At 62.7% G+C, this 11504-nt stretch carries 10 protein-coding genes; 9 read left to right on the top strand and 1 reads right to left on the bottom strand.

Annotated elements, in window-relative coordinates:
• Nucleotides 1–389: 389 nt before the first annotated feature.
• Complete coding sequence (locus LXE91_RS25810; protein WP_039344431.1) at nt 390–1694, bottom strand: dicarboxylate/amino acid:cation symporter; 1305 nt, start codon at nt 1692–1694, stop codon at nt 390–392.
• Between the two features lie 606 nt (nt 1695–2300).
• Here LXE91_RS25810 and LXE91_RS25805 point away from each other — a divergent pair.
• From LXE91_RS25805 to LXE91_RS25765, 9 genes are all read left to right on the top strand, one after another.
• Nucleotides 2301–3446, top strand: coding sequence for a glycosyltransferase (locus LXE91_RS25805; protein ID WP_039344434.1), 1146 nt, complete (start codon nt 2301–2303; stop codon nt 3444–3446).
• Nucleotides 3446–4012, top strand: coding sequence for a hypothetical protein (locus tag LXE91_RS25800; protein ID WP_223274434.1), 567 nt, complete (start codon nt 3446–3448; stop codon nt 4010–4012). The genes LXE91_RS25805 and LXE91_RS25800 overlap by 1 nt, the downstream gene beginning before the upstream one ends.
• Before the next feature lie 23 nt (nt 4013–4035).
• A complete protein-coding gene (locus tag LXE91_RS25795) occupies nt 4036–4770 on the top strand; it encodes a polysaccharide deacetylase family protein (protein ID WP_039344437.1) in 735 nt (244 codons plus the stop codon).
• Between the two features lie 580 nt (nt 4771–5350).
• Nucleotides 5351–5737 carry an ectoine synthase gene (locus LXE91_RS25790; RefSeq protein WP_039344448.1) on the top strand — a complete coding sequence of 129 codons (387 nt, stop codon included), beginning with the start codon at nt 5351–5353 and terminating at the stop codon, nt 5735–5737.
• 107 nt (nt 5738–5844) lie between these two features.
• Nucleotides 5845–7065 carry an MFS transporter gene (locus LXE91_RS25785; RefSeq protein WP_039344451.1) on the top strand — a complete coding sequence of 407 codons (1221 nt, stop codon included), beginning with the start codon at nt 5845–5847 and terminating at the stop codon, nt 7063–7065.
• Nucleotides 7055–8578 (top strand): class I adenylate-forming enzyme family protein, encoded by a 1524-nt coding sequence (locus LXE91_RS25780; protein WP_198113740.1) that lies wholly within the window; start codon nt 7055–7057, stop codon nt 8576–8578. The genes LXE91_RS25785 and LXE91_RS25780 overlap by 11 nt, the downstream gene beginning before the upstream one ends.
• 23 nt (nt 8579–8601) lie before the next feature.
• A complete protein-coding gene (locus LXE91_RS25775; protein WP_039344457.1) occupies nt 8602–9612 on the top strand; it encodes a hypothetical protein in 1011 nt (336 codons plus the stop codon).
• A complete protein-coding gene (locus LXE91_RS25770) occupies nt 9612–10844 on the top strand; it encodes an acyl-CoA dehydrogenase family protein (RefSeq protein ID WP_174990627.1) in 1233 nt (410 codons plus the stop codon). Before LXE91_RS25775 ends, LXE91_RS25770 begins: the two co-directional genes overlap by 1 nt.
• Entirely contained in the window at nt 10841–11416 is a 576-nt protein-coding gene (locus LXE91_RS25765; RefSeq protein WP_063779173.1) for a RidA family protein, read from the top strand. Before LXE91_RS25770 ends, LXE91_RS25765 begins: the two co-directional genes overlap by 4 nt.
• Nucleotides 11417–11504 lie beyond the last annotated feature (88 nt).

Here is an 11504-nt window from a genome sequence, read left to right as displayed (position 1 = left end):
GGAAAAAAATTGCGAATCGTTCGCGCCATTGCGCTTTTCTCGGATTCAGCTTTGATGGTATCGACCGTCGCACCCAAGCACGCAGACGGCAAGCGCGACTGCACGACAGTGAATGGTCACTTACACGTCGAATCGGAGATCGGGAAAATCAGGCGCGTGCCCGTTTGCGGGAATATCGCCGCGTGTTCAACGGCTGCGGATTGAAACGGCGAGCGCCAAGTATCAATCGGGGAATCAGGGAATCGAGGGAAAACGCCTGAATTCAAGACGGAATCATCGCCCCAAAACAAATCGCCGGCCTGAATCCGTTTCGAATCCAGGCCGGCGATTATTCATTACCGGGAAGCAGGCAACGCGCCACTATCGCTGCGCTGCCGCACTGCCGCACGTCATGCCGATGCCGAGGTCTCCGGCACCTTCACCTTCATCGCGCGCCCATTGTCCGGATCGTTGTCGTCGCGCGGATCGTCGAGCTGCCCTTCCCACTTCGCGACCACGGCCGCCGCGATCGAGTTGCCGACCGCATTAGTGGCCGAGCGCCCCATGTCGAGGAACATGTCGACGCCCATGATCAGCAGCAACCCGGCTTCGGGCATGTTGAACTGGTTGAGCGTCGCCGCGATCACGACCAGCGACGCGCGCGGCACGCCCGCCATCCCCTTCGACGTGACCATCAGCATCAGCAGCATCGTGATTTGCGTGCCCAGCGGCAGATGAATGCCGTACACCTGCGCGATGAACAGCACCGCGAACGTGCAGTACATCATCGAGCCGTCGAGGTTGAACGAATAGCCGATCGGCAGCACGAAGCTCGAGATCTTGCGGTTCACGCCGAAGCGGTCGAGTGCGTCCAGCAGCTTCGGATACGCGGCTTCGGAGCTCGCCGTCGCGAACGACAGCAGGAACGGCTCGCGGATCAGCCGGATCAGCGTGAACGCACGCTTGCCGAGGAACGTCACGCCGGCGAGCGTCAGCACGCCCCACAGCAGCGCCAGGGCCAGATAGAAGCTCGCCATGAACTTCGCGAACGTGAGCAGGATGCCGAGCCCCTGGGTCGTGATCGTCGACGCCAGCGCCGCGAACACCGCGACCGGCGCGAACCACATCACCGCGCCCGTTACCTTCAGCATCACCTGCGCGAGATCGTCGATCACGCCGGTCAGGCGCTTGCCCGACTCGCCGAGCGCGGACAGCGCCGTGCCGAAGAAGATCGAGAAGACGACGATCTGCAGGATTTCGTTGTTCGCCATCGCTTCCGCGATCGACTTCGGCACCAGGTGGACCACGAAATCCTTCAGCGTGAAGGCGCCCGTCTTCAGGCCAAGGGACGCATCGGACGCCGGCAGCGGCAGGCTCAGATGGCTGCCCGGTTGCAGGATCGTGGCGGTCAGCAGGCCGAGCAGCAACGACGTGAACGACGCGATGAAAAACCAGCCGAACGCCTTGACGCCGACGCGGCCGACCGCGCTGCCGTCGCCCATCTGCGCAATGCCGACGGTCAGCGTCGCGAATACCAGCGGCGCGATGATCATCTTGATCAGGCGCAGGAATATGTCGGACAGCAACGATACGTAGCCGGCGACCTCCTTCGCCATGTTCGGGTCGGGAAACGCGCTATGACAGGCGTAACCCACTGCGATTCCAAGAATCATCGCGACAACGATGTACTTGGTGATGTTGTGCTTCTTCTTCATTAGTAATCCAAATCACAAAGCGTATGTTGCTAACGGCTGGCACATCTTCCGCGCCCGGCTACGAATCGAAACCCACGTCTCTCTGGGTGCGACAAGCCCGCCTTTGGCGATCGCCACGGCGGACAAGGGGGGGCATTCTAACGCAAATGGCCTCCCTGCTTTCAAATCTGAAAGTCGCCCGCGTTGATCTCCGTCCGGATGTCGTCGAAAAGTCGGGTTTTGTCGCGATCCAGCCCGCTTCCTGCGCGACCAGGCGGGTAATCGGGCCACATTGCCGGTCGCGCCGGGCTTGCCACAGTTCACGCGCCGCCCGGCGACGGCAAACCGCGCCACCGGCCCCCTCCTCCCCGGCAGCACCGCATTGCGTGACGAGACCGTGAACGATCGCGACACATCCTCACAAAGATGCGCAGACATTGACACTACGGCACGTAATGCTTCTGTAATATTTTGAAACGATTCGCGGTGACGCCCTGCCCGGGCGTCGATGCGCGATTCCGCATCGACAACGCGGGACCAGGTTCGAGTCATTGCTTTCAACAGGCGGACGCGCTCATTTTCTCAGCAGTCCTGCCCAATGAATGATCGAGGAAAGGCGGCATCGTGATGAACATTCTGTATACCAACTTCCACGGCGACTACGGCGGCGGCCAGGACACCTACGTCCGCGATCTCGCCGCCGCGATGAGCCGGCATCATCGCGTAACCGTCGCGTCGCCGGAAGGCAGCCGCCTGTCGCGGCTGTTGAAGGACAGCCCCGACGTGGCCATCTTCGACATGGAATTCAAGCCGCGCTGGAACCGGCTGTGGCAGGAAATCGTCCGGCTGCGCCAGCGGATCGTCGCCGAGCGCTTCGACGTCATCCATGTGAACGGCTCCGCTGATCACCGGCAGGTGATGCTCGCGCTGCTCGGCTGCCGGTATCGGCCCGCCGTCGTGCTCACCAAACACAACACCTATCGCGCCGACAGCTTCGGCAACGTGCTGCGCGCACGCCTCGCCACCGATCACACGATCGCGGTCAGCGACTACGTGGCGGGCATGCTCGCGCTGCGGTCACCGTACGGAAACGTCACGGTCGTGAAGCACGGCGTGCGCCGGCAGGCCGCGCAGCGCCTCGCCAGTGACGAAATCCGGCGCCGCAAGATCGCGTTGTTCGGGCCGTCCGCCGCGGACGCGATCGTGCTGGGCAGCAGCGCCGGCACCGCGCCGGAGAAGGGCTGGATGGACCTGATCGCGGCGCTGGGCCGCCTGCCCGAACACGAGCGCGAGCGGTTTCGCGTGCTGCTGGTCGGCGCGGAGCCGACCGCCGAGCAGCGCGAGCAGATCGCGCTGCACCGCATGGCCGCGCGCACCGCGTTCACCGGCCGCCTCGACGACGTGCGCGCGCCGTTCTCGATCATCGACGTGTCGTTCGTGCTGTCGTACCACGAGAGCCTGTCGTATGCGTGCCGCGAAGCGATGTCGCTCGGCTGCCCCGCGATCGTCACGCGCGTGGGCGGGCTGCCCGAGAACGTCGAGCCGGGCGTGGACGGCTGGGTCGTCCCGCCGCGCGAGCCCGAAGCGATCGGGGAAATCCTGCGCGCGATCGTGCGCGAACCCGCGTGCTTGCGCGCGATGGGACGCAGCGCGCGGCTGAAGGGCAAGCGCGAATTCTCGTTCGAACGATTCATCGACGCGACGCTGTTCGTTTATCAGAAATCGATTCGCCACAACCCCAATCGTCGGGTGACATCCTTGAGGTCCGTTTAATGGCAATGAACATCTGGAAGAAGTACTGGGATCTGCGCACGCAGGAGTGCCCGTGTGACGTGCACTTCGTCGAATGGCTGGAAGCCGCGTGCCTCAACGGCATCCGCATCTATCACTTCGGCACCGGCGGCCATCATCATGTCGGCGTGGAATGCGCGCGGCCGCACCTGAACAACACAGTCTTCGGCGTGACGGCGTCGCCGAAGGAATACAAGTCGTACGTCGATCTCGTCACGCGGCAACCGGAGGTGAGCAAGACCTATCTGGCCTATTTCGGCGATATCTATACGAGCAACTCGGACCTGCTGCCGGCCTTCGACGTCGTCACGCTGTTCCATCTGTGCGAATTCCGCGACGAGACGAACAGCCGCTACGGCGCGAAGACCGACGCCGAAGTGCTCGACCTGTTCGCACGACACACCGCACGCGAAGGCCACCTGCTGTTCTACAAGGGCTCGTCGGCGTACCGGAAGGCCGAGCCGATCATCGAGCAATGGGCGGCGAATGCCGACTTCGTCGAAATCGGCGACTTCAAGACCCTGCGGATCTTCCGCAAGGCCGCGTAACTTCCCGTTCCCGCGACCCGCTCATGCTGCTGCCCGCCACGCGCTACCCGATCCTGATGTACCACCAGGTCCGCACGCTGCCGCCGCCGACCGACCGGCTGCGCAGCCTGAGCGTGGCGCCCGATGCGTTCCGCCGCCAGATGATGCTGTTCAGGCGGCTCGGCTATCGCGGCGTGAGCGTGCGCGAACTGCAGCCGTACCTGCGCGGCGAGCGCAGCGGGAAGGTCTTCGGCATTACGTTCGACGACGGCTTTCTCAACGTGCTGACGCATGCGATGCCCGTGCTCGACGCGCTCGGCTTCACCGCGACCTGCTACTTCGTCGCCGGCCGGTTCGGCCGCGAGAACGACTGGGATGCGGGTGCCGATACAGCCCGCTCGCCGCTGATGACGTGCGCGGACATGCTCGCCTGGCGCGATCACGGCCATGAAATCGGCTCGCATACGCTCGATCACGTCGCGCTGTCGCACGTGCCGGCGCATGTTGCGGAAGTTCAGATCATCGAATCGAAGCGGCGGCTCGAGGCGTTCGGCGGCCAGCCGGTCGAGTCGTTCTGCTACCCGTACGGCGATCTGGATGCGCGCGTGCGCGATCAGGTCATTGCTGCCGGATACGGCAACGCGACGACGACCCGGCGCGGATGTGCCGGTACGAACGACGATCCGTTTCTGCTGCCGCGGATTCCGGTCGCGGGCGGCGTCGGGGCCGTGAGGCTGTGGTTCAAGTGTTCGAAGGTGCGGGTGGCGGCGGCCTGGTAGCGCGCGTCGTCGCCGGTGCATGCGCCGGAACGCGGCTCATCCGGCGACCTCTCGATACCCGTCCATGCCGGGCATGCGCACGGACGGCCTCGCCGTCACGCCAGGCTGAAATACGGCTCGAGCGGCTGGTGACGCCGGTCCAAAAATTCAACACAACTCATGATCCGAGCACAAAATGGAAATCCATCCGACACCATCGATTCGATTACTGAAGGATCAAGCAGCTCGCAAAAATGCCAGGTTCAATACAATCCATCGAAGATGGAACATTCAACCCTTCCCAAACTATGAAAACACCCCTCATCAAGACAGCTTTGAAAGCCAGGCAATCGACGAAAATGTAGAAAAACTACACTACCAATCACCAGACACGCCCCCACCACTACCCCAATAGATTTACATAATCCCCCGAAATTCCCGCATATCCCACGCTTGACCAGCCACGCCATCTGCGGTTAATGTTGAAAAACTACATGATTTAGCCGGCCATTCCGTTACGGGAACTGGCTTTCTTTTTCGTGGCTTCGCTTCCGCCGAGAGCAGGATAATAATTTCTTACACAAAAGAAAGGAGTGCGAATATGTTTGTCAGGAACCTGAGAGATGTCGAAAAAGATGGACTGCTTGTCGAATGGGGATCCGGCACGAGCCATCGCTTGTTGACGGAAAAGGACGGCATGGGCTACGGCGTGTGCCATACGGTGGTGCGCGCGGGTACGGAATCGCTGCTGCAATACCGCAACCATCTCGAAGCCTGTTATTGCATTGCAGGCGAAGGCGAGGTCGAGGACATGAACGGTAACGTCTTTCCGATCCGCCCGGGCACCATCTACGTGCTCGATCAACACGACCAGCATTACCTGCGCGGCGGCAAAGACGGGGATCTGGTGCTTGTCAGCGTCTTCAATCCCCCGCTCAAGGGACACGAACGGCATAACCTGGAGTCTGCAGAAGCATCCGCTTACTGAGGCTCGATACGCTCATTCCGGGAGGCCCCGAGGTACCGGCCCTCCCGGCAACGTCCGCAGGAGCGCGCATGCATCGCGTGCTCCGTGCAAAAGAAAGGTGACCGTTCGTGCGTGCCCAGCATCAAGCCTTTTTTCATTCTCTTTTCCTTGCCCGCCTCGCCGACCAGATTCTGTTGTTCCTCGTGCCGCTGGTCATCTTTCAGATGACAGGGCGCGTGTCCTGGTCGGGCATCGCGTTTTCGCTCGAAACACTGCCGAGATACCTGTGCTTCCCGTTTCTCGGCGCGCTTTGCGACCGATATTCGCCCACGAAACTGATGCGCGTCAGCCAGGTTCTCCGTGCGGCGGTATGCGTCGCGGGCGTCGCCGCCTACGACCTCGTCGGCGGCATCGGATGGCTGATCGCGCTGTCCGCGTTGTGCGGCATGCTGACGAGTCAGGGCATCGTTGCACGCGAGGTGATGCTGCCGCAGATATTCAGCAGCCACCACTTCGAAAAAGTGCTGTCGTATTCGCAATTGGCCGACCAGCTTGGCCTGGTGCTCGGCCCCATGCTCGCGGCGATCCTGCTGTCCTGGTGGCGCTGGGAATTCGTCGTGGCGGCCGCGGCCGTGCTGTTCGTCACAGCCGACGTCGCGCTCGCCTATTGGCAAAAGGCCAGCGCGTTCGAATTCGCGATGCCGGAAGGCACGCACGGCACCTGGTTCAAGCCGATCAGGACGGCCTTGTCTCACGTCGTCCATCTCCCGGGCCTCAAGGCCGTCATCATGCTGGCTGCCGCGGAGAATCTCGTGATCGGCGTCACGCTCGCGACATCCGCCGCGATGGTCACCGGCTTTCATCACGAAAGCGGACGCTATTACGCAGGACTGCAAACGGCAGGCGCGTGCGTGACGATCGCGATTCTGCTGATGACGGCGAGATTGCATGTCCCGAGGCGCATCCTCGGCTTCGTCGGCTTCGCTTCGATCTGTGTCGGCGGTGTTATCGCGGCAGCCAGCCCGGGAATCGGGGGCTACGTTTTTGGCTTCCTGCTGATCGTCGGGTTCGACAAGATGTTCAACGTGTACATCCGGAGCACGCGGCAAAAGATCATCCCCGCGCGCGACTACGGCAAGACGACGGGCGTCGTCATCCTCCTCAACAACATGACACAGCCGCTCGCGGGCGTCGCGGTAGGCGTGTTCTCGACGCGTTTCGGACCCGACACGGTGATCATGGTGCTGTCCGTGTGCATGGGTTGCCTCGGGTTGCTGGTCTCGCTCGCGCACCGCATTCGAAAAGACCATAGCCCCTCGTCGGCGTCGGTATCCTCGCATGAAGGCTGATGCCATGATCGAACGATTCCCGCAGTATTTCGAGCGCAGCGCGAGCAGTCGTCGAGACAAAGTCGCGCTGGTGGTCGACGGGCGTCCGGCGACCTACGGCGAATTGCTGGACGTGATGTCGACGATAGCCGATACGCTTCACCGTCTCGGCATTCCCGCCGGCGCGCGCGTCGCGCTCTATTCGGAGACGTCCGTGCATGCGGTGGCGGCTGCATTCGGCATCCTGAAGGCAGGATGCGTACTGGCCTGCATCAGGCACACGATCGACACCGCCGAACTGGAGCGGCATATCGCGGATTGCGGCGCCAGCGCGCTCGTGGCATCGCGATCGACCTCGCCCCGCGTCGCATCCCGTCATCGCGCGGTCACGATCGACGCGACCCGCGGCGACCTGTCGAAATATGTCGTCTGCTTCGCGACCGACGGCGCATCCGAAGCGGACAATCCCTGCATGGATGACGCCGCAACGATCTTCTACACATCCGGCTCGACCGGCGATTCGAAGGGCGTGCTCGTCACGCACCGGAATATGATTGCCGCGTTCCGCTCGGTCTCCGGCTATCTCGCCAATAGCGAACGCGACATCGTGCTCAGTTTCTCCCCGGGCTTGAGCTCGGACTACGGCTTTTACAACACGGTCATGCCGCTGCTGTTCGGGGGCCGTGCCGTGGTCGAGACGGCGTTGCCCGCGTCGGCCGCCGCCATCGTCGACCTCATCGAGCGACACGGCGTAACCGGCCTGCACGTGTTTCCGCCGGCGCTTTTCCGTCTGTGCGAATCGGGCGACCTGCCTGCCTCGAGACTGCAATCGCTGCGGTATGTCTCGACCAGCGGACAAGCGTTGCCCGGCAATTACATTCGCCTGATCAGGCGTGCGCTGCCGGCTGTCCTGATCTACTGCAACTACGGTTCGACCGAGTGCAAACGCATCGCCTACCTGCCGCCCGCCGAACTCGATCGACGTATCGGCTCGGTCGGCAAAGCCATTCCGGGCATCAGAACCTACCTCGTCGGCCACGACAATGCGCTCGTGGTCCAGCCCTGGCAGGTCGGTGAACTGGCGGTAGCCGGCGATCTGCTGATGGAGAAATACTGGGGGCGCGAAAGCGATACCGCCCGCGTCATTCGCACAGGATGTTTCGGTGAATTGCGCGTGTTCATGACCGGTGATCTGTTCGCGATGGACGAGGACGGATTCCTGTTCTTTCAATGCAGGAAGGGCGACCTGTTCGATCGAGACGGCGTGCCGGTGAATCCGCGCGCCGTCGAGCGGGTATTGCTCGACCACGAATCCGTTGCGGAAGCGCTCGTCGTACCGGTTTCCCGGTCTGACGGCGCACGCGTCCCCAAAGCCTATGTCGTTCCGGCTGCGACATCCGCGGCCAATGCAATCGAGCTGCTCGATCATTGTCGCCGCCATCTGGATTCCGCCTCGGTTCCGGCAAGCATCGACTTTCTGCGAGCGTTGCCAAGATCGTTCGGCGGCAAGGTGTCCGCCCAAGGTTTGAACTGATACCACATGCAAAGAGGTCAACCATGACGTCAAGCGGAATCGAGGACGGCGCGGAGCAATACCTGGAAAGCGCGCCGATGATCCGGATGGCAAACTATTTTCACAGCCTCGCGACGGGGGCGACGCAGGTGCCGAAGCAATCGGTCGCGAGCCGCATTCGCCATTTGCTGCGCGATCCGGACGTGCTTGCCTATCACGACCTGATGGTCGCCGAAGCCGGGCCGCTATTCACGCATTTTCTTGCCAGCGTGCCGGCCATACTGGAGGAAATGTCGCGCGTCGGCGTCGCGCTCACGCGGTATGCCGAGCGTCGCAGGCAGCACGCGGATCAGCACTTCGAGTTTTACGAAGTCGATGCCTTCGACGGCACCAACGGCAGAACGCTGGCAAAACGATCGAACGGCCTGATCCGCACTTTCACGAACTCGCCCAATCCGGCCAACGAAACGACGTTCAACCGGTTCGCCAATCACGACTTCTCGGCGTTCCACCCGCAGGCATTCGCCCACGTCACCCCTCGGCTGTTCCGGGAGCATGCGCGCCTCGACCGCTTCTCCGGCACGTTCGACTACATCTACGAGACTGCCGCGTTTCAGTTCTATGGCGTGGATCGCGCGGACCAGATTCGTCATGTCGCGCGCCTGCTCAAGCCGAACGGATTGATCTTCTTCCTCGAGAAGCTCAACTGCGATTCGCTCGACGAGTACGACAAGCGCGAGCGCGTCAAGGACGAACGGCACAAGAGCCATTACTTCAGCCGCGAGGAAATCGACTGGAAGCGCAACCAGATGCTTTCGCAGATGCAAAACGGACAGGTGACATTCGATACGCTCGTCGCGTCGATCCACGAGCAGTTCGAACATGTCTATCTGCTCTGGAACGGGACCAATTTCCACGAGTTCGTCGCGTCCAACGACGCACGATCGATCGAGGCATTCGTCTCGCTGCTCGGCGAACCCTGCATCGAGCCCGTGTTCTGCTTCGAGCATCCCGTACCGCGCAGAGTGGCCGGGCCGCGAGGAGACGCGACGTGATGCAGCTGCATGATGACCTCCCGTCAATGGATACGATCCGGTCATGCGTGGACGGGCTCGAGCTCGAACGCACGCAGATCGGACGGCGCATCGAACAACTGCTCCCGCGCTGGCAGGCTCGCGCACAGGCGGCCGATCAGCTCGCGCGCCTGTCGCCCGAGACAATGGCCGAGCTGCACGACGCCGGGCTCCTCCACCTGCTGACACCGCGCCGCTACGGCGGATTGCAGAAGGACTTTCCGACACTCGTCGAAGCTGCGCGACTCGCGGCCACCGCGTGCGCGTCCACGGCCTGGATGTTGAGTGTCGTCGGCGGACATGTGACGACTGCGGCGCGCCTGCCCGCCGCCTGTCAGGACATCATCTTCGCGAACGGGCCACGACAGCTGTTCGCGACGGCCACGGTCCAGAACGGCACGTTCGTCAGGGACGGCAGCGGATTCCGGTTGAACGGCATCTGGCGCTATAGCTCGGGCATCGATCACGCCACCTGGGTGATCGTCTCGGCACGACTCAGCGGGACGGACGCACCGGAGGCCCAGGAGATCTTCAAGGTCGTGGTTCGACGCGAAGATGTCCGTGTGCTCGACACATGGCACGTGTCCGGGATGCGCGCGACAGGTTCCAGGGATATTGCATTCGACAAGCTGCACGTATCGGACGAGTGGGTCTTCCCTCGTTCGAACTATTTTGGCCCGCATCCCGCCGGCGCCGACCTGCATCCCGACGCGTATCTGTACGACGTGCCGCTCATCCCTTACAGCACGACTTGGATCATCGGACCGATTCTGGGCTGCGCACAGGGCGCGTACCGGCACTGCATCGATGCGCTCCGCAACCGCGGTAGAAGCGGCGATGCGGTGCTTTGCGCGCACATCGCGAAAAGCGACGCGGAGCTCGCCTGCGCGGGCCGTCTCTACGACGCGCTGGTCCGCACCTTGCACATGGCCGGCATCGCGCGGCGCGCGGTGTCGCCTGCCGAGACGGTCCGCATCAGGCGGGATCGCGCATTCATCGCGCAGCTTTGCGTCGACGCGATCCGGCGACTGATCGGCAGCATGGGCACCGCCGCGGCATTTGACGCCCATCCTGCACAACGTCACTGGCGCGACCTGCAGGTCATGGCATCGCACATCGACGTCGGCTGGGACGCGGCGGCTGTTGCGTATGGCAGCCACGCGATCGCGCACTCAACGGACGCCTCCCGCGATTGCCCGCCGGGGTATCAATGAATGCCGCGGCGCCGGACGACGAAACGGAGACGATCGACACGAACCGGGACGCGATATTCCGCGGCATTGCCGATGCGCTGGGACTCGCCGTGGACGAGGACTTGGGTGCGGCCGGGCGGTACGCGCCGCTCGTGCGCTGTGACAACCAGATCTTCGTCAGTGGACAGATTCCGAAGCTCAACGGCGAAATCGCCGTTCGCGGTTTGATCGGGTCGGACGTGTCGGTGGACAGTGGCCGGCGCGGCGCGATGATCTGTGCCGCTCGCTGCATCGCGCTATTGCAACGCTCACTCGGCACCCTCGACCGGGTCCGGGCCGTTCCGCGCATCGGCGTCTACATGCAAAGCGACCCTGCATTCGAAGAACACAGTGCCGTCGCCGATGGCGCATCGGAGGTGGTGTATTCCGTGTTCGGCGAAGCGGGCGTACACGCCAGAACGTCAGTGAGCGCATTCCGGCTGCCTCGATACGCTGCGGTCGAAGTGGATCTGGTTGCGTTCGTCTGGCGGGATTCCGCGGAAGGCGGGCTCACGGGGAGGGAGAGGGGGCCGACGCGGAAGTCCAAAAATTAACAACAGTAGCACCGTGACATCATCCCAAGCACCTTCCCCGTACCGGCATCCATCCATAAAACTGTACCGGTACTGTACAGAAAACCGT

The organism is Burkholderia contaminans, from assembly GCF_029633825.1.
Taxonomy (GTDB): Bacteria; Pseudomonadota; Gammaproteobacteria; order Burkholderiales; family Burkholderiaceae; genus Burkholderia; species Burkholderia contaminans.
The sequence above is the reverse complement of the archived record's forward strand: the minus strand, read 5'-3'. Positions and strand labels throughout refer to the sequence as shown.

What these genes read in the sequence shown, in the direction of transcription:
- LXE91_RS25780 (WP_198113740.1), top strand. Translation starts at nt 7,055, where the DNA reads ATGAAGGCTGATGCCATGATCGAACGATTCCCGCAGTATTTCGAGCGC.
- LXE91_RS25805 (WP_039344434.1), top strand. Translation starts at nt 2,301, where the DNA reads ATGAACATTCTGTATACCAACTTCCACGGCGACTACGGCGGCGGCCAG.
- LXE91_RS25775 (WP_039344457.1), top strand. Translation starts at nt 8,602, where the DNA reads ATGACGTCAAGCGGAATCGAGGACGGCGCGGAGCAATACCTGGAAAGC.
- LXE91_RS25770 (WP_174990627.1), top strand. Translation starts at nt 9,612, where the DNA reads ATGCAGCTGCATGATGACCTCCCGTCAATGGATACGATCCGGTCATGC.
- LXE91_RS25795 (WP_039344437.1), top strand. Translation starts at nt 4,036, where the DNA reads ATGCTGCTGCCCGCCACGCGCTACCCGATCCTGATGTACCACCAGGTC.
- LXE91_RS25790 (WP_039344448.1), top strand. Translation starts at nt 5,351, where the DNA reads ATGTTTGTCAGGAACCTGAGAGATGTCGAAAAAGATGGACTGCTTGTC.
- LXE91_RS25765 (WP_063779173.1), top strand. Translation starts at nt 10,841, where the DNA reads ATGAATGCCGCGGCGCCGGACGACGAAACGGAGACGATCGACACGAAC.
- LXE91_RS25800 (WP_223274434.1), top strand. Translation starts at nt 3,446, where the DNA reads ATGGCAATGAACATCTGGAAGAAGTACTGGGATCTGCGCACGCAGGAG.
- LXE91_RS25810 (WP_039344431.1), bottom strand. Translation starts at nt 1,694, where the DNA reads ATGAAGAAGAAGCACAACATCACCAAGTACATCGTTGTCGCGATGATT.